The following is a 25792-nucleotide window of genomic DNA, read 5'->3' as shown; positions in this document are numbered from 1 at the left end:
CATGTCTTCTCGCCCGGGGCTCGGTCAAGCCTGTCTTTCTCGCATGAAAGGCGACCGGACAGCCGCGCCCCGGCCCATACGCTTCGCAACCTCGACCGCATGTCGCTAGCCAGAGCCGGCGATCGGCGCTAGAGGCGCGGCACCAACGTGAGCGCTCCCCCAGAAAAGTCCGACGCCGGGCCCGACCTGACCCCCGACGATCTCGAACGCTGCATGCGCGTGCTCGAGGCGCTGATCGACAGCCGCGCGCACCTCGCCAAGTTGCCGCTCGAGAGCCGCAACCGCTTGCTCGCCGCGGCGGGCCGTGTCTCTCGACCGCACCGCCTGGAACAGAAGCTCCTGGCCCGCGCGCTCCGCAAACACAACAAGAAGGCGCTGCGTGCGGCGGACGAAGCGCTGCTCGAGCGGGCATCAATCCGGAAGAAACGCGCCCAGCCGGTCTTCATCACGCCGAAGAAACACGCCTTGGCCGCCGAGGCGCACGGCGAAACGCCGGAGCTCGACCAGGGCCTCGACGCGGCGGAGCTACAGAAACCGCGAGTCTGTTACGTCTGCAAGCAGCTCTTCTCCAAGGTGCACTTCTTCTACGACCAGATGTGCCCGACCTGCGGCGACTTCAACCACATGAAACGCTCGCAGACCGCAGATTTGAGCGGCCGCGTTGCGCTGATCACCGGTGCCCGGGTGAAGATCGGATTTCAGGCGGCGATCTTGCTGCTACGCGCCGGCGCCCGGGTCATCGTCACGACGCGTTTTCCCCACGACGCTGCGCTGCGCTTCGCCCGCGAGGCCGACGCCGGAAGCTTCGGCGACCGGCTGCAGATCTACGGCCTGGATCTTCGGCACACTCCCAGCGTCGAGCTGTTCGCCCACCACGTGATCGAGACCGAGTCGCGCCTCGACTTCGTGCTGCACAACGCCTGTCAGACGGTGCGACGCCCGCCAGGGTTCTACGGGCACCTGATGCAGGGAGAGCGTGGCGCGGTCGCGGCGCTGCCCGAGCGCGCTCGAGACTTCTTGCGGCAGCACGCGGAGCTCTCGCAGAGCGCGTCGCTGGCGACCACCCGCGAGGCACCCGCCCTGGCCAGCGCCCGTCTGGGTCTGGAGCGCGCACCAGAATTGACGCAGGTCCCCCTCACCGAAGAGGACCGGGACACCGGGCTCCAGCTCTTCCCGGCCGCGCAGCTCGACGCCGACTTGCAACAGGTCGATCTGCGCGAGATCAACAGCTGGCGACTCGCGCTCCATCAGGTCAGTACGGTGGAGCTGCTCGAGGTGCAGCTGGTGAACGCCATCGCGCCCTTCGTGCTGAACGGGCGGCTGAAGCCGTTGATGCTGAAGGATCGCACCGACGACAAACACATCGTGAACGTGTCGGCGATGGAGGGGCAGTTCCACCGTCGGTTCAAGACCAACAAACACCCCCACACCAACATGGCCAAGGCCGCCTTGAACATGATGACGCGCACGTCGGCGGACGACTACGTCAAGGACGGCATCCACATGAACAGCGTGGACACTGGCTGGGTGACGGACGAAGATCCGGCCCACATTGCGGCCCGCAAGACCGTCGAGCAAGGGTTCCACCCGCCCCTGGACATCGTGGACGGCGCGGCGCGCATCGTCGACCCCATCCTGGACGGCATCAACACCGGCGAGCACCTGTGGGGCCAGTTCCTGAAGGACTACAAACCTGCGCCGTGGTGACGTCCAGGTGCCTGTGACCCGCGAAAAGGGGCGCTGGCGCGTCCTCCTCGCGAGCCCCAAGGCGCCCTACGTGATCGCAGCGTTGGCGCTGCTGCTCACGGCGAGCTCGCTCGGCAACGGGCTCTTGATCGACGACCACTTTCACCGAATGGTCGCGCAAGACGGCCGAGGTTACCTCGGTGATGTGCGCTTCCGCCTCGATCAGTTCGCGTTCTTTCCAGGTGATGATGGCTTCCGCGCTCGGGCCCAGGACCTCGGGTTCTGGCCCTGGTGGGGCTCGCACGTGAAGATCATGTTCCTGCGCCCGGTCACCGCGGCCACGCATTGGCTCGACTCCACGCTTTGGCCTCATTCGAGCTGGGCGGCACATCTGCACAGCATGCTCTGGTACGGCGCGCTCGTGCTCGCCGCGGGCGCGCTCTATCGACGCACGCTGGCGGTGCCCTGGGCTCGGGGACTGGCAACGCTGCTCTTTGCGCTCGACAGCGGGCACGCTCTGCCCGCGGGGTGGCTCGCGACCCGAAACATGACGCTGAGCGTGCTCTTCGGTGTCGCCGCCCTCACGTGCCAGCATCGCTCTCGGAGCGACGGCTGGCGACCCGGCCGCTGGCTCGGCCCGGCGGCGCTCGGGCTGTCGCTGTTGTCCGCCGAGTACGGTGTCGGCGCGCTGGCCTACCTGCTGGCGTACGCCCTGGTCATGGAGCAGGGCGCCTGGCAGAAGCGGGCGCTCGGCATGCTGCCGTATCTCGGCGTCGGGGCCGCCTGGCAGCTGGTTCATCGCGCTCTCGGCTACGGCGTCGCGAACACCGGGCTCTACACCGATCCGCTCCACCAGCCCGCCGCGTTCGCGGCCGCGCTCGTGGAGCGGGCGCCGGTGCTCCTGGCCAGCCAGCTCACCCTTCCCTTCGCCGATGTTGCGACGGGGTTGCCAGAGCGCTTCGGGCCGCCGCTCGTGCTCGCGTCGCTGCTCGTCCTCGGGCTCTTCGCCTGGCTCTTCCGGCCGCAGCTGGCTCTGGAGCGCAGTCAACGCTGGTACGCGCTGGGCGCGCTCTTCGCGGTGATCCCGAGCTGCACGACGTTCACGCACTCTCGCATGAACCTGTTCGCCAGCATCGGCGCCGCGGCGCTCGTCGCAGGCTTCGCCGAGCGCGCAGTCGCGGCGACGACTCGCTCGTTGCTCACGCGGACCATCGCCGTCGCCCTCGTGCTGCGGCACACGTTGCTGTCGGCGCTACTGTTATCGGTCAACGCTGCCGTCCCCAAGAAGTTCGCGAACCTGTTACTCGCAGCCGACCGCTCCCTGCCCAGCGACCCGGCATTGGCGAAGCAGACCCTGGTCGTGGTGAACACTCCGCACGTGTTCGCCTCGAACTTCACCATCACGATGCGCCAGCACGGCGACGACTACCCAGGCACGTGGCCGGAGAGGATCCGCACGCTCGGCGAGAGTGTGCAGGCCGTCCAGGTACGGCGCATCGACCTTCACACCCTGGAGGTCGAGGTCGCGGACGGCTACCTGGGTGCGCCGCTCTATCACATCGCCTGGACGCCGCGTGACAAGCGGCCCGCCGGGTTCACGGTGGAGCTGGCGGACAGCCGCTTCGAGGTGATGGAGGCCACCCCCGACGGCCGCCCGCTGAGAGTCCGCGCGCGCTTTGCCGAGCCGCTGGAGTCCCCTCGCTACCGATGGGTCGCGTGGCAGCGGGATCACTTCGCGCCCTTCGCGCTGCCTGGTGTGGGCGAAGGGGTCACGCTGCCGGGCACGAACGTGACCGACGTGCTCTCGAAGCTAGACTGACGTCGGCCGCTCGCGGCGGCGGCGGCCGCTCAGGCCACCTCGACCTCGGTGACCGGCCCGTGCAACGCGCAGGGGCAGCTCGAGCGTTGGTTCGCATGACGCGCGCCGCCGAGCTCGTGACTGCGGTATGCTCCGGCCATGATCCGACGTGCTGCGTTCGGGGTCGTGCTGCTTGGGCTGTTCGTGCACTGCGGGGACGACGGCGGCGGGGGTGTTGCGGGTCCGGATGGCGGTTCGGTCGGCGCCAGCGCGGGCACCGGCGCCAAGGGACAGACGGGGGGCACCGGCGCCGCATCGGGCGGAGCTCCGACCGGCGGCGGCGGCACTTCGAGCGGCGCCACCGGCGGCGGAGGTTCGACCTCGTGTGTCGGGGTCACCTGCTCCGGGCAAGGCAGCTGCGTCGTCGCCGACGGCGGCGCAACCTGCAGCTGCAACAGCGGCTTTCATGCGGTCGGGCTGGAGTGCAAACCCGATGAGACCTGCGCGGCGCTCCAATGCGGGACCTGTGGCCAGTGCAAGGTCGTGGGCGGCGTCGCGAGCTGCGAGTGCCCGAAGGACTACCAGTGGACCGGGGACAAGTGTCAGCTCGCCATCGATCCCTGCGCCAGCGCGAACTGCGCTGCCGACGAGGCCTGTGTGCCCGAAGCGCACTGTCAGGCCCTCGGCGCCTGCGTGAAGAAGTGCGACTGCAGCAACTGCGGCAACTGCGGCGGCGACAACAGCGACGGGAAATGGGACGACCAGCAGGAGTACTGCGGCAATTTGAAGCAATCACCGGCGACCGTCGCGTGCAACAAACCCTGTCCTTCGGGCGAGGGCTGCCTGCCGTTTGCGACGCCGATCTGCTGGCCCATCGAGGGGTGCTTCAGTTTGTGAGGACGCCCGCAGAAGGTTTGAGTATAAACCTCTGTCATGAAGATGCTGGGGGCGCGTGTGGGGGTGGCGGTGCGGCTGGGTCTGGGTGCAGCGGTCGCGTTGCTTTGGGCGGCGGCCTGCGGGTCCGACGACGCGGAAGGCCTCCGCCGGGGCAAGCTGGCCGAGGGTTGTGTCATCAACACGGACTGCACGGCTCCGCTGGTGTGCGCGTTCCGCCTCTGCCACCAGGAGTGCAAGGACCAGCCCGACTGTGAGCTCGGCCAGCTGTGTGTGCCCGCGGACAAACCGTTCAACGTGTGTCAGTTGCCCATCGAGTCCGGGTGTACGTATCACAGCCAATGCCCCGCCGACTTCCGCTGCGCTGCGGGCAAGTGCCGGCCGGAGTGCGTCACCGAGAAAGACTGCGTGGGCGGTCAAGCGTGTGTCACCGGCGTTTGCGCCGCGAAGGACGAGCTCGTCGACGGCGGGCTGGTGACGGATGGCGGCACGGACTCGAGCCTGGGCGTTCCTTGTGTTTACAGCTCGAACTGCACGGCGCCTCTCGTGTGCATCAACGGCAGCTGTTTGCCAGAGTGCCAGGAAGATCGCGACTGCCCGCTCGGCCAGGTGTGCAACGCGGCGAAGGCCTGCGCCTTCGGCGGTGGGAGTGACGCCGGCGCGGATGGCGCGGATGGCGCCGTCGGACCCAGCGACTGCTCCAACGGGAAACAAGATCCGACAGAGACCGGCATCGACTGCGGCGGCCCGTGCGGCGCCTGCGCCGACAGCGCGTGCACCAAGCCGAGCGACTGCGCGAGCCACGTGTGCAGCACGAAGAAATGCCAGGCCCCGAACTGTACGGACGGCCTGCAGAACGGCACCGAATCCGACATCGATTGCGGCGGCGCGAGCTGCTCGAAGTGCGGCGCGCAAAAGGGCTGCTGGGGCCCGCTCGATTGCGGCACCGGCAACTGCACCGGTGGCGTGTGCATCGACCTCTCGTGCTCGGACAAGGTCAAGGGCGGCGCCGAGACCGACGTGGACTGTGGAGGACCGCTGTGCAGCCCGTGCGCGGACGGCTCGGCCTGCGACGGCAACAACGACTGCACCAGCGCCAACTGCGTCTCGAAGAAATGCGTGCCGCCGGGGCCCACGACGTGGACGGAGGTGTACACCATCGGGGGCTCGAACTACGTCGGGGCCAGGGTCAGCACGGACCCTTCGGGCAGCGTGTTCGCAGCCGGAAGTCTTGCAAAGGGCACCTTCGGTGGCACCCTGTTGCAGTCAGTGGGTTACGCCGACCTGTTCATCGCCAAGTACAAACCATCTGGGGCTTCAGAGTGGGCAGTCCGCGCCGGGGGCGCCGGGGACGAATCGATCGTGGGCATGGGCACGGACAGCGCGGGCAACATTCTCATGGCGGGGCTGACGTCAGCGAAGCCGACGTTTGGCACCAAGACCCTCACGTGTGACAAGGCGAGCTTCTACGTCGCGAAGTACGCGGGCACGAACGGCACGAACATGTGGGCCAACTGCATCGAGACGGGAACCGGCACGCTCACCGCCTATGCCGCCGGCGTGGACAGCGGCGGGGATCTGTTCGTCGCGGGGCAATTCAGCGGGGTGCACGACTTCCAGGTCGAGCAGCTCACGAGCGCGGTCGCTGCCGGGTTCGTCGCGAAGTTCGCGGCTGCAACTGGGGATCCCGTTTGGGTCAAGCAGTTCGCGGTGCCCACGTTCGGGTACGGATTTGTCCGCGCGCTGGTTGCCGACGGCGCGGACATGATCCTGACCGGGGACTTTTATGGCAGTGACGTCACCTTCGGCACGACCACACTGACGAATGTCGGCGGGAACACCTGGGACATTTTCCTGGTCAAGGTCTCGGCCACAGGCGCCTTCTCGTCCGCCGTCCGCTATGGTGACGCCGGGGACGACAGGGTCGGCGGGATGGCCCGCACCGCATCGGGCAAGCTGGTCCTGACCGGCGAGTTCGCGGGGCAGGTGGATTTTGGGAAGGGACCGCTGCCCAGCAAGGGCGGCAGCGACGCCTTCCTGATGGAAGTCGACCCGAGCACGATGACCACGACCTGGGCAAAGGGCTTCGGGTCCAGCGCCGACGACCGCGGCGTGGCGGTGGCATCAGCACCGAACGGAGAAATCGCGCTGGCTGCCGAGATGGGCGCTGCGGCGAATTTCGGAGGCGGCGCATTGACCTACGTCGCCGGCATCGATCTCGTGGTTGCCCGCTACAGCTCGAGCGGTACTCACCTCTCTTCCAAGAGCTGGGGCGGTCTTCTCGATGACAGGCCGGACTCAATCACCTGGTCCGGCCCCTTCGTGGCCGTCGTGGGAACATACTCGAGCGGCCTGATCAACTTCGGCAACGGTAACCTTCCTGCGACGGGGGAGAACGCCTACATCGCGCATTTCGGGCCGTGAGGTGGGGTCATCAGCGGGGCGGCGGCCCCTCGAGGCAGTCGGGATCGGCGCCGCCTCACCGATGAGCGCGCATGGCCGCGCCGCGCCGCACGCTTTGGCGCTATCTTCGGTCCATGCGCAACGCGGTTCTTCTGGGCCTCGGACTCTGCCTGCTGGGCTGCGGCGGCGATGACGGCGCGGGGGCCACGGGCGGCGCCGGCGGCGCGGGCGGCGCCGGCGCTGGCGGGTCAGGCGGCAGCAGCGCGGGCGGCTCCGGGGGCGGCGTCATCACGCCGGGCAGCTGTGATCCGGACCCGTTGAAGACCGGCCTGGTCGCACAGCAGACCGGCGTGTCGGCGGACGTCGCGGATTGTTCGATCTTGAAGTGGACCGCCCAGTACGCCGAGCCCGACCCGATGATCGTGAAGGCGATGATCTACGGCGAGTCGCGCTTCGACTACGCGGCAGACGGTTGCCCCAACCTGCCCTGCGGCACCCCCGCCGGTTGGACCGAGGCCGAGTCGCACTGCTTCGGCATGATGCAAGTGGTCCCGGCCTGCAGTCCCGTGGCCGGGGACGCCGGCTTTCTGCCGAACGGGCACCCCAACCTGACGACCGACACCAAGTCACCCGACTTCGCCAACTCGATCTTCAACCCCGACGTGAACATCCACATCGGGGTCGCGGGGTTTGCCGGCAACCGCGCCGAGGTGAAGTCCCTCTACCCCGGCTGCACCGAGGACCAGTACACGCTGATGGCCCTCGGCAACCTGGCGTCGCACGGCAGCACCACCGGCTGCACCCAGTACAAGCAGGACTACATCGACTACATCATGCCGGCGTACCTCGAGTACTCGGCGGCCGCGGGGTACACGCCGCACGAGTATTGATGTTGGCGCCGCGTTGCGCACGGCGCGAGGCTCAGGCGCGCGCACGCTCACCGGATCGAAACCAGAGCGGCGCTATCGCCGCTTGTTTCGCTCCTGCAGCGTGGCGATGAGGATGGGCAGGACGATCCGATCCTTGGCGCGCCCTACCTTCGTTTTCACTGCGATGAGTGTTGGCAGATCAAGCACACTCAATTGGCGTCCTTCGTCGGTCACCGACTCGCTGTGTGGCAGAAGCTCCTCGTAGCCCTGGCCTGCACCGAGCTCGCAGAGCGGGTCGAGCGGCCCCAGACACGTAGACAGGTTGATCTGTCCCTTCCCGGCCAGCATCTCGGCCGTCGGTCGAAGGCCTCGATTGGCCGCGTCATAGCGCAAGGTCGCGTCGAGTCGGAGGACGAGCTCGAGCAGCCGCGCCACGTTCTCTGGCGTACGCCGGTGTACGATGTCGAGATCGTTCGTGGTGATGGGAGCCCCATGAATGACCGCAGCCGCTCCGCCGACGACGATGAAGTCGACGCCAGCGTCGCACAGCGCCGCCAGCAGCGCCGGAAGATCAGCCGCGTTGGGATGTCGCGCCATCGCGGATCCTGGCGAGGGATTGTGCCAACTTTGAAGCGGATCGCAGACGCTCCCACGGCGAGTGTTCGAGCGAGAGGGTAATCAAAGTGCGATCCACGTCCGCGATGGCCTCGCGGACTTCTGGATCGAGAGCTTCAACGAGCGCAGCGACGTCGGCCGAGGTCGAGCCGACCTTGCGATCTCGATCTACTCGCGCCGCCATGGGGTGATTGTACTACGCGAGGAGCCGCGCGCGCATGGGCCAACGCAATCGTGGGTTGGGCGGCCGGCGTCCTCAGCGAAGACTCGATCTCCCTCGAAATCGCGGGGCTTTGGCGCCCGTCCGGCGGCTGAAGCTCGTGCGCCCCGTGGCCGCAACCGACGACGGATGCGGTCTCCGGGTTGCTGGTACACGCCGCACGAGTACTGAGCTGGCGCGCCCTCGACCTACCCGGTGGTCAACCGCCGCATCACGGACTCCGGCACCACCACCAGCTCGTTCTGGCGGTTGACGGTGACGAGATCGACTTTGCCTTCGCAGAGCGCCTCGTCCTCGCCCACCCGGTGCGCGTTCTGGGAAAACACCAGCCGGTAGTCGCTCTCCTTGCGCACCGTGGAGCGGATCTCGAGGCTGTCGCCAAACGCCGCGCTCTTTCGGTAGGTCACCTCGACGCGGTAGACCACGAAGCCGACGCCGTCGTCATTCAGCAGGCGCACCAGCTCCTTCGGGCCGAGCATGTGCTCCCGCGCGCGCTCGAAGTACTTGAGGTAGTTGGCGTGATAGACCGCGCCCGAGTGGTCGGTGTCCTCGTAATAGATCTGAACCGGGTGGACGTGAGTCATGCTTGCGCTCACCGACCGAGCAACCGACGGCGGAGCTCACCGAGCCAGCGATCTTCCGGCGTGTCGGAGAACGTGAGCCCGCCACCCCGCGCCGCGAGCAGACGACTCACCGCCGCGCAGGGCTCGCTCACACGCGCCAGCGTCTCGAACAACACCGCGTGCTCCTCACTCACCCCGGTCTTCGCGACATGCTCGCGCACCACCGCCGCGAACTCCGGATCCGGCGCCGCCGGCTGTTCGAGCGCGTTCGGCGGGCCGAGCGCGTTGATGGCGTCGACGACCACACCCTTGCGCTCCTTGTAGGGCAGCGCCTCGAACAGCTCCGGCAAGAGCGGCCGACCGAGGTGGATGTCCTGGCGGCCCATGCCAACCGGGAACTCGAGGCGGGTCTCGACGGGCTCGGCGGGCAGCCCGCGCGTGAAGCGCACCGGCACGATGGGCGCGCGGGTCGCGATGGCCATGTCGATGAAGGCGCTGCTCATCTTGACGACCGGCGTGCGGCAGCTGAGCGAACGTGTGCCCTCGACGTGCACCATCACGGATTTCCCGGGTCCCACCATCTCGGCGGCCAGCTCGGCGACGATGCGGCCGAGGGACTCGGGATCGGAGCGATCGAAGTAGGTTATGACCCGGGGATCGATCACGCCGGGGTACTCGAAGCAGTGCTGGATGAGCAGCCCGAGCCAGGTGCCGCGGTGTTCTTCCTTGGCGAGAGTGACCGTGGGGACGCTCGTCAAGCCCGACGCGATGATCGAGAACAAGAGTGACTCCACGCCGACCTGGTGGTTGGCGAGGTAGAGCAGGCTCCGGCCGCCGACCGCGCGAAGCGCTGCGGGCTCTGCCACGTGCACCCGACCGATGAAGCGTTCGATGAGCCCGTAGTAGAGATCTTCCACCGGCCAGCGCCCGACCCCGAAGTGCTCCCCCCAGTAGGCGCGCACCTCCGTCAGATCGATGGCAGGCGCTCCGAGCGAACGCACGACGACGTCTTCCCGCTCGCGGCTGACCTCGGTGCGAACGGCGGTCAACGGCAGAGCGTCAGCGCGCGCCAGCCCCGCGACGCTGTCGACGGAGCCGGGGTGCACGCCGAGCAAGCGCGCGACGTGCTCCTTCACGGCGATGGCTTCGACCAGCTCACCGTCGACCTCGTAGAGCGCCTCGAGGGTCCCCGGGAGCCAGTTGCTCGCCTTCACCTCGCTGGCATTGAGGCGGGTCTCGGTGCCATCGAAACGACTGAGGGAGAGGCCCGACACCGGCTCGCGATCGCGCAAGAACGCACGCCTCTCCTCCGGCGGCGCCAGACCGAGCGGACCCTTCGGCATCAGGATCTCGATCAACCGGCACGCAAGCCAGACTCGCCCTTCGACGAGCAGCTGCAACGAGAAGACCGGAAACCGGGACGGCTCCCGGGCTCCCTCGTCGAAACCGACGAACCGCACCTCGCAGCGCACCTCGCCTTCCATCGGGGCGGGCCCGTGCAGCGTGAGCGCCTCGATTCGATACGGGTACCCGACGACGTCCTCCCCGATGGCGTCGCACCACAGTCGGAGCTGATCGTGCGGGATGGCGTGCGTCGCAGCGTCCAGCAGCGCCTGGTTCAGTGTACCGGCCGGAACGGCACCCACGCTGGCATCCAGGACCGCGCTCGCTCCGCTCTGGCCCATGCAGAGGGACTTCAGCTTGTGGAACGCGGGGCCATGAAACAGCCGGCCGCTCGTGTAGGGCAGCGGGACCTCTCGCGCATCGACCAGGGGAGCCAGCGCTGCCGGCGCCGGCGGGTACTCGTCGGCCACGCGCAGCGTTGCCGTTGCCACGGGCTCGAAGCGAGACAGCTCCGAACGCGCGGCTTCGCGCCACGCCAGCAGGGTTACCTCACCGCTATCAGGATGCCGTTCGGTCTTCAGACGCACCGGCGCCGGGACGGGCAGCCAGCGCTCGACCTGGACCCGGTCCATGCCGACGACCCGACCGGGCGCGGCAGCCGCCAGGCGATCAAGCATCGACATCATCGGCAGCGCCGGCACCGTGAAGGTCGGACAGTGATCGGCGAGCCAGCTGTCTTTCTCCGGATCGAGCAGCTCTTCGCCATCGGGCACGATGCGCATGCCCATGCCCTTCGCCTCGTAGATGCGCTTGCCGTCGACCCAGAGTGAAGCGTTGGCGACGGCATAGGGGCCGCGCTCGTCTTCACCGATTTCGATCAGATCGAGCAGCGTCGAGACGATCTTGTTGCTCGGGATCACTTGCCCGCGATATTTCCAGGTGAACGGGGAGCCGATGCGGATCGGCTCGAAGTGCCCGCCGCGTTCCCCGAGGCCGCGCTCGAGCATCGCGTACTGCAACAGCTGGATCATGGCCTCGATGCCGAGGGAGCCGGGCTGCACGGGATCCTGGAAGAAGTGGGCCTTGAAGAACCACTCGTCGGGATCGACGTCCTTCTCCGCACGGTAACGCCCGAGCCCCGCCGAACCGCCCTCCGGCCAGACGCCGGTCACCCGATCGATCATGCGCAGCATGGGCTGGGGCAGCCGCACCCGCCCGTCGAAGAACCGCGCAGGGGAGCCCGTGAGCTCGACGCGCACGTCGCTCGGCGCTTCGAGCGCGCCCTTCTCGTGCTCCGGCACGGGGAGACCCACCTGGTTCTCGAAGGCGGCTTCCGGGAAGAATCCGAACACCGTCTTCATGTCGAAGACCACCTGGTCGTCAATCAGGCACTCGACGTCGAAGGACTCGATGATCATGCCCGCCGTGGCCGAGATGTTAGTGATCTCCACCTTCGTGTGCAGCGTGCCGGCATCCGGCAGAAGCTCGACGTGCTGGGTGGCGGTGCCGTCGAGGTTCCGGAAGCAGAGGTTCTCTTCCACCGTGAGCGCACTGCCGACGAACGACGCGAGCCAGCCGCAGGGCTGAAGCGCCGCCTCGAGCAGCACGCAGTAGGGCATGCTCCGCACGCCGTTCTGGTCGAAGTACCAGGCGCTCGCCGGGATGTCGTACTCGACCACCACGCGCTGCCCGCGCTCGAGCTTGCCGATCTCACCTTCGATCGACGCGACCCGTGACATGAAGTGGTACGGGGGTCCGGGCAAGCGGGCGACCTTGCGATGGCCGTCGAAGGGCGTGTAGCTCGGGAACGCGCGCGACGGGCGACCCCACGCACACGCGAGCAGCGAGTCGTAACCGAACTCGAAGCCGCCCTGGATGGCGACCGGCCCGGCTTTGACGATGGCGAGGGACGGCTCGCGCGCCAGCAATTCGTCCAGCGGCCAGTCCGGCACGAGCTGGAGCGCGGCGCGCTTGCAGTGGAACGCCTTGCGGCCGTCGATGGTGCAGAGCAGATCCGCGAACAGCATCGGACTCGGGCCGTCGACGACCTCCTCGACGAACACCTCGTACACCAGGTGCTTCGAGGTCGGGGTCACCTGCCCGCGGCAGCGCATGAGGAACGGCTGCTCGGGCACCGGCTCGAAGCGCCAGCCGTCGCGCTTCAGCGTGAAGCCGAGGGCAGCGAGGTACACCGCCATCGTCTGCAGGCAGCCCTCGAACATCAGGGTGCCGGGCATGCACGGGTCGTTCTTGAAGTGCCCGTCGAAGAACCAGTCGTTCTCTTCGATGGTGTCCACGGCCCGCAGGTATCCCCGACCCCACGGGCCGCCCTCCGGATCGAACTCGGTGACTTCGTCCAGAAACAACATGCGACCGTCCGCGATGCGCGGCGTCCGGCTGTGGGTGTTGGCCCACTCGAAGCCCGGCCCGAAACAACCGGGCACGTCGCCCGCGGCAAAGGCCCGCAGCTGTTCGCCGCTGAAGCTCCGTCGTTCGCTGAGGCGCGGCGGCGGATCGAGGCGCGGGCTGTCGCAGGGTTTGTGGGTCTCGGCGTCCCAGAGCACTCCGGCCGAATCCGCCAGCTCTTCGTCGGTGAAGAACCCTGCCTGCCCACCGCGCACACTCAGGCGCGGCTCCCCGCGAACCTGGCAGTCGTAGTGGAAGAAGAACAGTCGCACGTCGCCTTGGGCGGCGTGCCCATCGACGTGGATGTCGTACGCGAGCGTGTCGCCCGGCTCGGGCAGCGCACCGTGATAGGTGAGCTCACAGCCGAGCAGTCGATACACGCGTTCGGAACGGTTCAAGAGGTCGACGCCGAGATAGCTGATCAGCATCAGATCGGCCTGACCCGCCTCGATCATGATGCCGGCCGGCATGCGGCGCTGGTGCAGGTACCACGAGTCCTCGCGCACGTCGGTCTCGGTCCAGATGCTGCCGAGTCCCTGGAAGCCCCGACCCAGACAACCCAGCTCGGCGTCGATGCCGGTCATGCGATCGGCAAGCAGCAGCGGCGGCTCCGGCATGCGCACCTGACGGAAGTAGCCGTCTTGAGGCCCGAGCGCGGCGCCGAAGATGTGCGAGATGCGTCCGCTCGAGTGCAGCTCGAGGCCAGCGCGGTCGAGCTTGAATCCGGGGAGATTGCGCTGCTCGGCTGCTTCGAGCGCGCGATCGAGGGCCGCACCCGCACGCGGCGGGGCGAGCGGGCCCGGCGTCACCGGCGAAGGCGCGTCGGCCACCGGGGGAGGAAGTTGCTCCGGCGCGTAGCTCACCGGCGCGAGCGCGCTGAGTGCGAGCCATTGGGCACGCAGCCGTGCTTGCGCGTCGAGGAACTGTTGATGCACCGCCGTCTGCTGCGCGACGAAGCCGTGATGTTGCTCGATGATCCGGGCGTGGGCCTGGAACAACATCTGCGCGGGGGACCACGCGAGCGACGGCTCGGAGGGGAGCGTGGCCTCGTGCGCCATCGAATGAGCGCCCAGCACTGCTTGCGGCGACTCGGCCGTGTGGGCTTGTCCAGGCGATGCGAAGCGCGCAGCGCTGGCGGGGTGCGGCGACGGAGTCACAGCGAGCTCGGGCTCCGTCAGCGGTTCGAGCCAGGGGGCGCGAGGCATGGTCTGGGCAGCATTCCTGCTCGGAGTCTCGCTGGCGACGGGGGTTCGTTCTGCCACCGGCGGCAGCGCGGGAATGCGCACCGGCGCGCGGCGCACCGCGAGCCGAAGTCCTTCACGCGGGGGCTCGACTTGCTGAGCTCTTGCTCGCGGGTGCACGACGAGCGAGGCACGCTGACCTCCGAGTGAGCCGAGGTGAAGCTCGACGCTGGGCGCTTCGGACTGAACCGCCGCCGCGACCTCGAGCAGACCCGACGCAGCGTGCGCGCCGTGACGCGGCAGAACGGCCGCTCCGGTTTCAGCAAGGTCACCGAGGGTGGCGAGCACCGTGTGCCCGAGCCGCTCGGCGTCGACGAGACGCTCGAGGATCAACACGACCGCGCGGTCATCGGCGGGTGTGGTTGTCGCGTCCGGCCGAAGCGCAGCCAGGGCCGCGCGATGCACCGGCTCGTCGGAGAGATCCACCGCCCCGACCAGCGCCGCGTCCAGCTCGCCGCGACGGAGCGCGCGGCAGGCCACATCAAGCGCGCGCACGCCGCTCAGCTCTTCCGCGGACACCACCAGGCTCGGGCCGCGCAGATCGAACGCGCTGTTGATGCGGTTGGCGACGATGTTCGGCATCGTTCCGAGCACCCCCGCCGACTGCAGCGGTCCGACGAAACCGTCCTGCAGCGCCTCGACGAAGCCCCGCTCGTTCGCGCCGAACTGCCGTGCCCAGCCTTCGGAGCGCCAGCGAGCGCCGTAGCGCGCAACCTCCGGATCACAGCCCATTCCCACGAGCACGCCGGTCGTTTCCCGCGGAACCTGTGGCACCCGCGCGAGCGCCCGCCCAGCAGCAGCGAGCATCAAGAGCTGCTGACCGAGGGCCTGTTCGAGATCGAGAGGCGGGAACCGCAGCGCCGACTCGTCGAGCAGCACCGAGCCGTCCACGTCGGGCGCGAGCACCTCGAGCGCAACCACCGCGATGGGCTCGGCAGGACGAGCGCTCGCGTGCGGGACCTTCGCGGCGCGCACGCTTGGCTCGGGTCCGAGATACTGCTCGACGATCAGGTGCGCGTTGTTGCCGCCGAAACCGAAGGCGCTCACGCCTGCGCGGCGCGGCCCCTTCGAGCTCCACGGTTCACACGCCGTCACCACCCTGAGCGGAGTCCCAGCGAGATCGTCACTCAGGGCGTCGGAAGCGTGGATCGTCGGCGGCAAGAGCTCCGCGTCCATGGCGGCGAGCACCTTCAGCAAGCTCGCCACCCCGGCGGCCGTGATCAAGTGACCCAGGTTCGACTTGAGGGAGCCGATGGGCAGGTCGGGGTGTCCTCGGAAGACCTGAGCCATGCTGCGAAGCTCGGCGGCGTCCCCGACCTTGGTGCCCGTGGCGTGGCACTCGACGTAGCTCACCTCGGTTGGAGCGATCCCAGCGACCTCATACGCGCGCTCCATCGCGCGGATCTGCCCCTCCTCCGCCGGTGCGAGAAACCCCTTGCCGCGACCGTCGTTCGACAGACCGATGCCGCGGATGACTCCGAGGATCTTGCGACCGTTCTGTTCGGCGTCCGCCAGCCGCTCGAGCACGACGATGCCGCAGCCCTCCGCCGGCATCAGACCGTCGGCGTCGCGATGAAACGGCCGGCTCTGGCCGGTATGACTCATGGCCTTGAGGGCGCAGAATCCGACGTGGATGAACAGATCGTCCGCCGAGCACACCGCACCCGCGAGCATGCTGTCCGCGCGTCGCTCGTGCAGCCGCTCGCACGCGAGCTTGATGGCAACCAGAGACGAAGCGCAGGCCGCGTCGAGGCAGAACGCCGCATCGCCGAGACCGAGCGCCGCAGCCAGGATGTGCGCGGGCAGTCCAGACATGAAGCGGTTGCGTGGATCGGCTTCAGCGAGCTCCGCTGCCCGTGCGAGCTCGGCCCCAAGCCAGGTGCGCTCCGCAAACCGCGACATGCCCGCGCTCGGGAAGGACAGATTGCCGATGACCGCCCCGGTCTTGGTGGTGTCGGCGACGCCACTATCGGCGAGCGCTGCCCGCGCCGTGTGGACCAGCCACAAGAAGAGGGGATCGAGCCCGTCGAGCTCCGCCGACGAACATCGCAGGCCCTCGAGCTCGAGCTTCGGGTCGCGAACGTAGCCGCCGCGCACGCTCCACGTGCGATCCTCCGCCGCGCCCACCGCACCAACGACCGCACGCCGCGGCGTCCGCCAGCGACCAGCGGGCACTTCGCTCAGCAGATCTCTGCCAACCTTCACCGCCTCCCACAGGGCCTGAGGGCTGTCCGCTCCCGGCAGCAGACATGCGCGGCCGACGATGGCGATGGGCTCGAAGCTCATGGTCGTTGATGGGTCTCGACGCCGCACAGGCGTGCGACGACCTTGCCCTGCGCATCACGGAAGGTGATGTCGCTCGTGGTGGTTGGCTTCTGCGCGCGTCCAATCAACGTGCAGGAGACGGGGCCGACGGGCGGCGCAGCGGTGAAGCGCTGGTAGGCGCCGAGCGCCGTGGGCAGCGCCCGCCCACCCAGGCAGTGTTCACTGAAGAGCAGCGCGAGCTGGAGCCCGCCATCGAGGGCCGCCATGTCCGTCCGATACGGACCGTCCCGCCAGGCTCGTGAAGCGGTGGTGTCGAGCTCTCCGACGATGCCCCCGTCGCTCACACCCTGAACGTTGCGAATGACCTGGAGCTCGGGCCCGTGAAATAACGAGTCACCGTAGATGGCTCCCGGGCGTGGAGAGAGCATGAGCTCGTCGTCGGGCGCGCGCTCCGGGGCCGCCACCGGCAGCGTGTCACACAGCACCGCCTCCGCCGCGTAGTAGCGTTGGTTCGGCTCGACGACGTCGCACAAGCTCAGGGCGATCCGCGCGCCATCGCTGCTCGTTGCAGCGCGGAGCGCCAGCGCATCACCCCCATGGTCGAAGCGCGGCAAGGTCACGCCGCGGAACAGCCGAATGTGCTCGATGGCAGCGACACGACGACCGGTGATGGCCTCTGCGGCGCGGGTGAACCACTCGAGCACCTGCACCACCGGCAAGACCACGGTGCCCTCGATGCGGTGGTCAGTCAGATGGGGGTGCGACTCTCGAGCCACACGCAGCACGAAGCTGTGAGGGCGCGCCTCACCGGCGATGGCTGCACGCCGCGGCTCTCCACCGAGCACGAGCTCGACCTCCGAGTCCGCCTCGGCAAGCTCGTCGACCAGCATCTTTGCGCCCACCTCGAGGGGAATGAGCGCCACGCCGTGGGCTTCGAAGTGGGCCTTCAAGGCAGGCGTGACCATGCCGCCCTCCCAGGGCCCCCAACCCAGGGACTTCACGACCGAACCCGGACGGCGACGTCGCTCGCGTGCGGCCACCTTGTTGAGCATCTCGTTGGCCATCGCGTAGTCACACTGGCCCACGTTGCCCGTGCGTCCGGCCACGGAAGAAAACAGCACGATGGTGTGCAGCGGATCTTCAGCGAGCGCTGCCAGGAGAGCCCGCAGGCCGCCGATCTTCGGGGCCAGGACGCGCTCGAGTTGTTCGTCGCTCTTGTCGACGATGTTCTTGTCAGCGACCACTCCCGCACCGTGAACGAGGGCGGTGATGGGACCAAAACGCTGGCGCACCTGCTCGAGCGCGGTCGCCACCGACTCGCGATCTGCCACGTCCGTGGGCAGGTACATCACCTCGGCACCGGCCGCCGCCAGCGCGGCGAGCGTCTCGCCGACCTCGCGCATCGCGAGCACTCGCGCGACGCGCCCGCCGATCTTTGCCGGCTCGACCGGCAGGCCTTCGGCTTTGGCCGCCAGCATCAGCGCGCGTTTGAGGTTTGCCTCCCCCTCGACGCCCCGACACGGCGCGGGCTCTTCCTCGAGGGCGGTGCGACCCAGGAGCGCGATCTTCGACGGCGAGCGCCGCGCGAGCGCGATCAAGGTCGCGGCCGTCACGCCACGGGCTCCGCCCGAACACACGAGGACCGAAGCGCGGGGCTCGGCCTTGGTGGCGATCGGGGCGAGCACACTGCGCGGGCACAGTCGGCGGTCGCCACTCAGCCCCACCTCGATCTCGGGACCGCCCGCCAAGAGCTCGTCGACGATTCGCTCCGCTAGCTCGGTCTCGTTCGCACCCGCACGGGCCACGTCGATGGCCTTGAGCGACGCGAGCGGCCACTCCAGATCCGCTGTCTTCACCAGGCCGGCAAGGCCTGCCAGGAAGGCACGCTCGTGGCCACTGATCCCGAAGTCACCCCCGGTGTCCTGCAGCGTGACGAACGAACCGCCGTGCTCGAGCGCGCGCGCCGCGAAGCTCTTGAGCGCACGAAACGCCTGCCGACAGACGTCGATCTGGGCGTCGTCATCCAGCTCGGGCGCGAGCCCGCCGACGAACACGACCGAGGTGGCGGCGTCGGGGATCTCGTCGCAGCTCTGCGCGTTGATTCCACGCCGGCACAGCGCCGCCGCGATCGCGTCAGCGATCGGGCCCATGCACGGAGGGGTGACGGCCACTACGGCGCCCGGTCGGGCGATGCCTTCGAGCGCCAAGCCGGACGGCTCGGCCTCGACTAGCTCTAAGGTGTAGCGGCCGAGCCGACTTTTGGGGGGCTGGACTCCTTGGATGCGCCGTTCCCACCCAGGCTCGACTTCATGTACGTGACGACGTCGCCGAGGGTGGCGAGCTTGGCCATCTCCTTCGTGTCGACGTCCGGCAGGTTCGGCTGCCGCGCACGGATGCTGGCGAGGATCTCGACCCGCTTGATGGAGTCGATGCCGAGATCCGCTTCGAGGGCCATCTCGAGGGACAACATCTCGGCGGGGTAGCCGGTCTTCTCCGCGACCACCTCGAGCAAGAGCGCGGTCATGTCCGGCGCGGGGGCCGCCGACGCCGCAGCGACGGCGGGTGCGGGTGCAGGCGCAGGTGCGGGCGACGGCGCGGGAGCCGCGTGGACTGGAGCGGGGGACGGTGCGGGCGGGGGCGCCGCGTGGGCGGGCGCGTACACCGGCGCAGCGGCGTGGACTGGAGCGGGCGCCGCGTAGATCGGCGCGGGCGCAGGCGCGTGCGCCACATACGCTAGAGCCGCGGGCGCGGTCAGCGCTTGCGGTGCGTAGGCGAGCTGCCGCCCGGCCGGGAGCTCGGACCCCGTCACCATCGAGGCGAGCCCGGTCATCGCCTGCTCTGCGGTCTGCAGAAACGCGATGTGGGCCTGCGCCATGGCGTTCTGGAACGACATGTGCGCCTCGGCTGTCTGCCGCTGCATCTCCTGGTAACTGTGGGTCCAGGCGGGCGCGACCATCGTTACGGATGCGAGCTCCGTTGGCGAGGTCCGGAGTGCGTGCGCGGAGGGAGCAGCTCCGGCGACGCGGGCCGGGGCGGCGTAGGCCTGGGAGCCGCCGTTGGTCCCCTGACCGTTGGCCCCGGAAGCGTGGTTGCTGGTGGCATTGCCTTTGGAACTGTCTGTCACGTTGTACTCCGTGGGTGCGTCCGAGTTGGGCCGCTCTTGCGCGGCGAGATGAGCTGGCTGGGAAACGCCGAGAGCGATGTCCAGGTTGGGCGGGGTGCGCCCTGCCGCGCCGTTCTTGGGCGGATAGGGTTTTCCGTAGTTCGAACCGTTGAGCTGAAGAACCATCTTGGGTTTGCCCGCGGCGCTCGCAGCCAGCGCCACTTCGTAGGGCGCGAAGAGCGACGTGAGGTCGAGGGCCACCCCCGACGCAACCAGCGCCGCGAGGGCTTCGTGCAGACAGCTGATGCCGTGTTTGCCCTGGCGATCGACGCTCACGGCAAGGTGCTCGCGACCCTCGAGGATGCGCGTGGTCAGCCCGGTGAGCACCGAGCCAGGCCCCACCTCGAGAAACACGCGCGCGCCCGCGGCGTACATCGCCTCGATCTGCTCGACGAAACGCACGGGGTTCGCGATTTGCTCCGCGAGCACGTCGACGATCTCCCGCGAGTAGGGCGCCGCGAGCGAGTTGGCGTAGACCGGCACGGTCGGCGGTCTCATCTCGACGTCGCGCAAGGCCTTCCGGAAGGGCTCGACCGATGCACTCACCACGGACGAGTGGAAGGCCGTATGAACCGGCAGGTCTCGGAACGAGATCCCCAGACGTCGCAGCTCTGCTCGGGCTTTTTCCACCGCCTCGAGGGGTCCCGAGAGCACCACCTGGGTCGGAGCGTTGTGGTTCGCAACGACGAGTCCGTCGACTGGTTCGACGATGGGCCTGAGCTCCTCGAGCTTCGCAGACACCGCGATCATCGCGCCCGGCTGGGCGGCGGCCGCGGCCATCAGCTCGCCGCGAGTGCGGGCCAAGCGCAACATGGCGGCCTCGTCGAACACTCCCGCAGCACACAGCGCGGTCACCTCGCCGTAGCTGTGACCCCCGACGCTGTGTGGCTCGAGGCCCATCGTGCGCAGCAAGCGCAGGTAGGAGAGTGAGGTGGCGCCGATGGCAGGCTGCGCCCACTCGGTGCGCATCAACTTGGCCGACTGCTCGCCTCGCGCAGCGTCGTCGAACACCGGCGTCGGAAACACCACGTCGTGCAGCTCCAGCCCCGTGGTGGCTGCGAGATCCCAGACCCCGATGGCAGCGTCGTAGGCCATTGCCAGCTCGGCTCCCATGCCGACGTACTGGCTCCCCTGCCCCGGGAAGAGCAACGCCACCGGCGGGCGCCCGGCGCCCACCCCGTAGTGCACGCCGCGCGGAGTCGAGAACGCTGCGTCCGGCGAGCTCTCGATCCGGGTCAGAGCGTCCGCGAGCTTCGCCCGCAAGTCCTGCTCGTCTTTCGCGACGATGGCGAGGCGCGCGCCCGCTACCTTGCCGGCCCAGTCGGCCTGGGACTGTCGCGCGAGAAACGCGAGTCCCTCGCCGGCGTCGACGTCGCGCAATCGCGCCAGCAGCTCTCCCGGAGTGTCGGCGCCGAAGAGCACCAGCTCGTCGGGGGCCGCTCGCAAGCGCGGTTTCCTCGCGGCGCCCGTGTACTCCTCCAGCGTGAGGTGGAAGTTCGAGCCACCAAAACCGAACGAGCTGACGGCCGCGCGTCGAGGGTGATCGGCCTTGCGGACCCACGGCCGGGTCTCGGTGTTCAGATAGAACGGGCTCGTTGGCAGCGACAGCTCCGGGTTCGGGCTCTCGACCTTGATCGTCGGCGGCAGCACCTTGTGGTGCAGCGCCATCACCGTCTTGAACAACCCAGCAGCACCGGCCGCAGCCTTGGTGTGCCCGATCTGCGATTTGACGCTACCGAGAGCGCACCACTGTCGGTCCGTGCGCCCGGAGCTGTCGAAGGCCGCGCGGAGACCCGCGAACTCGGCGGCGTCACCGGCCTTGGTGGCCGTGCCGTGGGCCTCGACCAGCTCGACGCTGTCGGGTCCATAGCCGGCGTGTTCGTACGCGCGAAGCAACGCCTTGGCCTGACCCTCGGGCCGCGGGGCGTAGACGCTCTTGGCGCGACCGTCGGATGAGCTGCCGATGCCGCGGAGCACCGCGTAGATCGGATCGCCGTTCTGCTCGGCGTCCGCCAGCCGCTTGAGGGCGACCATCGCCATGCCTTCACCCAAGAGTGTGCCGTCAGCGCGCTCCGAGAACGGTCGGCAGTCGCCGGTCGGACTGAGCGCGGGGGTCTTGCTGAAACACATGTACATGAAGATGTCGTTCAGCGTGTCGACCCCGCCGCAGATCACCAGCTCCGACTCACCCAGGTACAGCTCGTTCGCAGCCATCGAGAGCGCCGCAAACGTGCTGGCGCAAGCGGCGTCCGTGACGCAGTTGGTACCGCCCAGATCGAGCCGGTTGGCGATGCGGCCCGCCACGACGTTGCCCAGCAGTCCTGGGAACGAGCTCTCCTGCCAGGGCACGTAGTGCGCGGCGATGCGCTCGCAGATTTCCTCGACCTTGCTCTCGGCAACGCCGGCGTCCCTGAGGGAGTTGGCCCAGACCGGCCGCTGCAAGCGGCTGACCATGGATGCGAGCAGCTCTTGGCCGGAGGTGACCCCCAGGATCACACTCGTGCGATCGCGGGTCGCATCGCCAAGGGCACCGTGGGTCGCGTCTTCGAGCACTTGCTGCGCGACGATCAACGCCAACAGCTGCGAGGTGTCGGTGGCCGGCACGATGCTGGGCGGCACGCCGAACTTCAGCGGGTCGAAGGCAACGTCGTCGAGGAACGCACCGCGCTTGGAGTAGGTCTTGTCCGGTGCGCTCGGATCGGGATCGTAATAATCTTCGATCAGCCAGTGCGACGGCGGTACGTCGCGGATCAAATCGCGACCCGCGAGGATGTCGCGCCAGAAACCGGTCGCGTCGGTCGAGCCCGGAAACAGGGCGCTCACTCCGACGATGGCGAGGGGGACGTGGTGGTCGGTCATGTCAGGACAGGGGCCGTGGTCTGAAGTTGAAAGCAGCAGCAGGCACGGGGACTCCGTAGCTGCGGAGTTGTTGGGCGCGGGTGATCACCGCGGCGCCCTCCATCAAGTTGCGAGCGATCTGCACCGCCTGGCGGTTCTCGGCAGGCTCGAGGAACGAGCCCTTCACCCAGTCGTTGAAAGCCCCCATGGCTGGACCGCACCAGATCTGGTAGTCCGCGCGCCGCTCCGACTGGCCGTTGATGGCCCAGCGGCTCGACAGACCCAGGTACCAGCGGAAACACAGGGCCATCTTGTGTTTGGGATCTCGCTCGGCCAAGGCGAGCTCCTTCGGCTCGCGCGCGCTCCAGAAAGCGCGCGTGTGCTCCCACACCTCGTCGAGGCTCATGCGGAAGATGTCCTTTTCGATCCGCGCGCGATCTTCGGCGGGGATCGCGTCGATGGACGCATGCGCCTGGTACAGCTCGTACAGGCGGTTGGCGCGGGGGGCGAAGAGTGTGCCGCGCTTGAGCACCTGCAGCTTCACGCCCAGCTCGAACATGTCCGCGGCGGCCGCCATGCTCACGTCCGCGAGCCCCGCGCTCGCGAGCATGCCGCGCCCTTCTTCCGACAACCCGGACTCGACCGCGCCCTGATTCACCGACCCGGTCAGCACGAACGCCGCGCCCAGGGCAAAGGCGGCGGCGACCGCGGTAGGAGTCCCGAGGCCCCCCGCCGCGCCCACACGGATCGGCCGGGAATAACCCTGCTCCGCAACCACTCGGTCCCGGAGTGCGGTGATGATCGGCACCAGCGCGGTGAGCGGACGGTTGTCGGTGTGACCGCCCGAGTCGGCTTCACAGATGATGTCTTCCGCCAACGGCAAGCGCGACGCCAGAGCGGCTTCCTCGGTCGTGATGCTGCCGGCGGCCACGAGCGCGCCCAGGATCTCCTGCGGCGGTGGCATCAAGAACGCCTGCGCCACCTCCGGCCGAGAAATCTTCGCAAACAGGTGGTTCTCACGGCGCACGCTGCCGCGCGGGTCGAGCGTCAGGCCACTCGCCGAGTAGCGCACGACCGACGGCGTCACCCGCATGAACGCCGAGGCCGACACGCGCCGTACTCCGCGCCGCAAGTACAGGTCCACCAGACCGTTCTCCAGCGCCGGCTCGTCGGGGCTGTGGATCAGATCCGTACCCCAGGGGTAGTCGTCACCCAGCTCTCGCGTCAGCTCGTCGATCGCCGCTTCGACGCGCGCCAGGGACAGGCCCGCGGCGCCAAAGAAACCGAGCATCTCGGCCCGAGCGATGTTGATCACGAGCGCGGTCGTGGCGATGCCGTTGGCCATGGCGCCGGTCACGTAGGGGAAGCGTGTGTCGTGCACTTCGCAGAACGACCGATCGCCGAGCCACTCCGGGTAGAGCGGCGGCAGCACGGCTAGCAGAGGAAACGTCGGGGTCCCGTTGACCTGATCCGGGCGCAGCATCGTGCCCTCGGAGGCCACCCCGACCCGGGCGTGGTTTGGGTCGTAGACGACGAACGCCGGTGAGCGAACGTGGTGCGCCTGCTCGACGATGTCTTCGCCGACAAACGCGGGGGGACGCGGGCTTCCCCAGGTGCCCAACGACTTCATCGGATGCGGATTCACTTCGCTCTCGTCCTCGAACGCACGCTCCGCGCCGGACCCTCGCTCGAGGGAGCGGGGCCACGGTGGAGGCCGTGGGACTATCGTCAATCCGGCACTAGTTGAGTGTCACACTTCGGACACATCCGAGTCGGAACGCCGCGCTGCGTCAGCGCACGCCGGTGAAACGATGTTCACCGAAAGCCAGAAATTACCGAGAAATCGGCCCCAAGGTGGCGGATCGCCACGGCCGCGACGTGCCGTTCGGTCGGGTACGAGAGCTCGAAATGCCAGTGCTCTCGGGGCTCGGCAGGGGTCTCCCGGGAGCTGAAGCGGATCTGGGGCTCGAAGCTGAAGGAGAACTCCCGAAGCGGAAGCGACAGGCCCATGCCTCGCGCTTTCACGTAGGCCTCCTTGAGCGTCCAGATCTCGAAGAATCGCCGCCGGCGCTCGGCGCCGGGCATCGATTCGAGCAGACGGCACTCGTCGGCGGCAAACACACTCCGCGCCACCTCGAGCAGGTCGTCGACGCGGGTCGTGTCCTCGATGTCGAATCCGCAGTCCGCCGTCGCGCTGACCAGGCAGCCAACCAGGCCGGGCGCGTGCGAGAGACTGAAGCGCAAACTCCGGTCGGACACCTCGGGACGCCCGTAGGCATTGGCATCGAAGGTCCACGCCTCGGGGGCCGTATCAGCATGAGCGGACAGGGTTTGGCGCAGGAGCGCGTGCGCCGCGAGGAACGTCCGCTGGTCGTCCACGCGCAGGTAACGACGCATGCGCCCGAGCTCCTCGGGGCACAGCAGCGCTGCGAGCTTCGGGTCTTCGAGCTCGAGCTCGGGTCGTTGGAAATACACCCGAGCCGTGCCCGCCTCCAGGCTCACTGGACTCGCTCGCGAGGTCACTTCCCCATGACGCGGTTGGCTCCGAGCCGCCACACTCCGCCGCTCTGGTGCACGACCGCGGAGCCGGTGACTCCCTCGGCGTCGAAACGATAACGCAGGCGCACCGACGTGCCGTCACGCTCGATCTTGGTGAACACGAGCACCGGGTCCTTCTTGGACTTGGGCTCGCCCACGACCTTCAAGTCGTACGAGCCAATGGTGACGCTGAGTTTCGGCGGCAACCCCTCGCCGAACACCTTGAGCGGCAAGCGACCCGACTTCTTTAGCTGCAGGTAGTCAGCGAGCTCTGGGTCGTTCATGAGCTGCTGCAACACACCCTCCAGATCCTCTTTGCTGAGTGGCTCCGACGCAGCCGGTGCATCTTCCTTGGGCTTGCCCGCGCTGTCGTCGGGCGCCTCGGACGGTGTGTCTTCGCTCGCGGCGGACGCAGCCGGTTTGGCGGGGGTTTCACTCTCGTCCGGCGCCTTCGCCTCCGGAGCGGCGGCACCGCCTCCGCCGCAACCCATGAGCAAGACCAACCCGAGCAGCCAGCTTCGACCCACCATGGGCAGTGACATATCACGGGTGGCAGGAGCCGGCTCGCTGGCCTGTTTCAGTGACACTCCTGATCGGTTCTCGCCGGGCCGAGCGTGAGCGTCCACCATCAGGTTGGGGTGGCGGCCCGAGCCGAGGCAGCGGAAGTGCTTGCTGGCCGCACGGGGCGCACGCGCCAGCGAGCGACGGCGGGGGCGGTGGTCCGCGACCAGCCTGAGCAGCGCGCCGGCCAAGAGCGTGCTCTGCTCCCGCCGGCGGGCGCGCCGGGCGCGCGAGTCGGGGACCTCGTCGAGCCTCGCCTCAGCGATGCGTTTCTGCAGCAAGCCGATGAGCCTCTGCCTGGTGCGTCCCCTTCGAGTCAGGATGCGCTCGCATTGGTGCCCACGACGCTGCCGCTGCCGAGACCACGAGCACCTGCCGGCACACCCTT

The 25792-nt window shown here is 68.4% G+C and carries 13 protein-coding genes; 5 read left to right on the top strand and 8 right to left on the bottom strand.

Annotated elements, in window-relative coordinates:
• Positions 1 to 213 precede the first annotated feature (213 nt).
• The 5 genes from IPI67_22730 to IPI67_22710 all read left to right on the top strand — a co-directional run bounded on the left by IPI67_22730 (position 214) and on the right by IPI67_22710 (position 7671).
• Positions 214 to 1707, top strand: a complete 1494-nt coding sequence (locus tag IPI67_22730; protein MBK7582998.1) for an SDR family oxidoreductase — start codon at positions 214 to 216, stop codon at positions 1705 to 1707.
• A 13-nt stretch (positions 1708 to 1720) separates the two neighbouring features.
• On the top strand, positions 1721 to 3505 hold the full coding sequence (locus tag IPI67_22725; protein MBK7582997.1) for a hypothetical protein: 1785 nt from the start codon (positions 1721 to 1723) through the stop codon (positions 3503 to 3505).
• Between the two features lie 138 nt (positions 3506 to 3643).
• Positions 3644 to 4381, top strand: coding sequence for a hypothetical protein (locus IPI67_22720; protein MBK7582996.1), 738 nt, complete (start codon positions 3644 to 3646; stop codon positions 4379 to 4381).
• A gap of 36 nt (positions 4382 to 4417) precedes the next feature.
• Positions 4418 to 6802, top strand: coding sequence for a hypothetical protein (locus IPI67_22715; protein ID MBK7582995.1), 2385 nt, complete (start codon positions 4418 to 4420; stop codon positions 6800 to 6802).
• Between the two features lie 113 nt (positions 6803 to 6915).
• Positions 6916 to 7671, top strand: coding sequence for a hypothetical protein (locus IPI67_22710; protein MBK7582994.1), 756 nt, complete (start codon positions 6916 to 6918; stop codon positions 7669 to 7671).
• A 72-nt stretch (positions 7672 to 7743) separates the two neighbouring features.
• Here the strand turns inward: IPI67_22710 and IPI67_22705 are convergent, their stop codons facing one another.
• The 8 genes from IPI67_22705 to IPI67_22670 form a co-directional block, all read right to left on the bottom strand.
• A complete protein-coding gene (locus IPI67_22705) occupies positions 7744 to 8247 on the bottom strand; it encodes a hypothetical protein (protein MBK7582993.1) in 504 nt (167 codons plus the stop codon).
• A 426-nt stretch (positions 8248 to 8673) separates the two neighbouring features.
• On the bottom strand, positions 8674 to 9069 hold the full coding sequence (locus IPI67_22700; GenBank protein MBK7582992.1) for a YbgC/FadM family acyl-CoA thioesterase: 396 nt from the start codon (positions 9067 to 9069) through the stop codon (positions 8674 to 8676).
• 8 nt (positions 9070 to 9077) lie between these two features.
• Positions 9078 to 16325 carry a 1-acyl-sn-glycerol-3-phosphate acyltransferase gene (locus IPI67_22695; GenBank protein MBK7582991.1) on the bottom strand — a complete coding sequence of 2416 codons (7248 nt, stop codon included), beginning with the start codon at positions 16323 to 16325 and terminating at the stop codon, positions 9078 to 9080.
• Complete coding sequence (locus IPI67_22690; protein MBK7582990.1) at positions 16322 to 18454, bottom strand: SDR family NAD(P)-dependent oxidoreductase; 2133 nt, start codon at positions 18452 to 18454, stop codon at positions 16322 to 16324. Before IPI67_22690 ends, IPI67_22695 begins: the two co-directional genes overlap by 4 nt.
• Before the next feature lie 83 nt (positions 18455 to 18537).
• Positions 18538 to 22326 (bottom strand): acyltransferase domain-containing protein, encoded by a 3789-nt coding sequence (locus IPI67_22685; GenBank protein ID MBK7582989.1) that lies wholly within the window; start codon positions 22324 to 22326, stop codon positions 18538 to 18540.
• A gap of 1 nt (position 22327) precedes the next feature.
• Entirely contained in the window at positions 22328 to 23935 is a 1608-nt protein-coding gene (locus IPI67_22680) for a PfaD family polyunsaturated fatty acid/polyketide biosynthesis protein (protein ID MBK7582988.1), read from the bottom strand.
• Positions 23936 to 24120: 185 nt separating this feature from the next.
• On the bottom strand, positions 24121 to 24828 hold the full coding sequence (locus IPI67_22675) for a 4'-phosphopantetheinyl transferase superfamily protein (GenBank protein ID MBK7582987.1): 708 nt from the start codon (positions 24826 to 24828) through the stop codon (positions 24121 to 24123).
• A complete protein-coding gene (locus IPI67_22670; GenBank protein MBK7582986.1) occupies positions 24825 to 25685 on the bottom strand; it encodes a hypothetical protein in 861 nt (286 codons plus the stop codon). Before IPI67_22670 ends, IPI67_22675 begins: the two co-directional genes overlap by 4 nt.
• Positions 25686 to 25792 lie beyond the last annotated feature (107 nt).

The sequence above is a fragment of the Myxococcales bacterium genome (assembly GCA_016706225.1).
Lineage (GTDB): Bacteria > Myxococcota_A > Polyangia > Polyangiales > Polyangiaceae > JADJKB01.
Note: the sequence above shows the minus strand (reverse complement) of the source record. Positions and strands in the feature narration are given on the sequence as shown.

What these genes read in the sequence shown, in the direction of transcription:
- IPI67_22730 (MBK7582998.1), top strand. Translation starts at nt 214, where the DNA reads ATGCGCGTGCTCGAGGCGCTGATCGACAGCCGCGCGCACCTCGCCAAG.
- IPI67_22715 (MBK7582995.1), top strand. Translation starts at nt 4,418, where the DNA reads ATGAAGATGCTGGGGGCGCGTGTGGGGGTGGCGGTGCGGCTGGGTCTG.
- IPI67_22690 (MBK7582990.1), bottom strand. Translation starts at nt 18,454, where the DNA reads ATGGGCCCGATCGCTGACGCGATCGCGGCGGCGCTGTGCCGGCGTGGA.
- IPI67_22720 (MBK7582996.1), top strand. Translation starts at nt 3,644, where the DNA reads ATGATCCGACGTGCTGCGTTCGGGGTCGTGCTGCTTGGGCTGTTCGTG.
- IPI67_22705 (MBK7582993.1), bottom strand. Translation starts at nt 8,247, where the DNA reads ATGGCGCGACATCCCAACGCGGCTGATCTTCCGGCGCTGCTGGCGGCG.
- IPI67_22700 (MBK7582992.1), bottom strand. Translation starts at nt 9,069, where the DNA reads ATGACTCACGTCCACCCGGTTCAGATCTATTACGAGGACACCGACCAC.
- IPI67_22680 (MBK7582988.1), bottom strand. Translation starts at nt 23,935, where the DNA reads ATGAAGTCGTTGGGCACCTGGGGAAGCCCGCGTCCCCCCGCGTTTGTC.
- IPI67_22695 (MBK7582991.1), bottom strand. Translation starts at nt 16,325, where the DNA reads ATGAGCTTCGAGCCCATCGCCATCGTCGGCCGCGCATGTCTGCTGCCG.
- IPI67_22710 (MBK7582994.1), top strand. Translation starts at nt 6,916, where the DNA reads ATGCGCAACGCGGTTCTTCTGGGCCTCGGACTCTGCCTGCTGGGCTGC.
- IPI67_22685 (MBK7582989.1), bottom strand. Translation starts at nt 22,326, where the DNA reads ATGACCGACCACCACGTCCCCCTCGCCATCGTCGGAGTGAGCGCCCTG.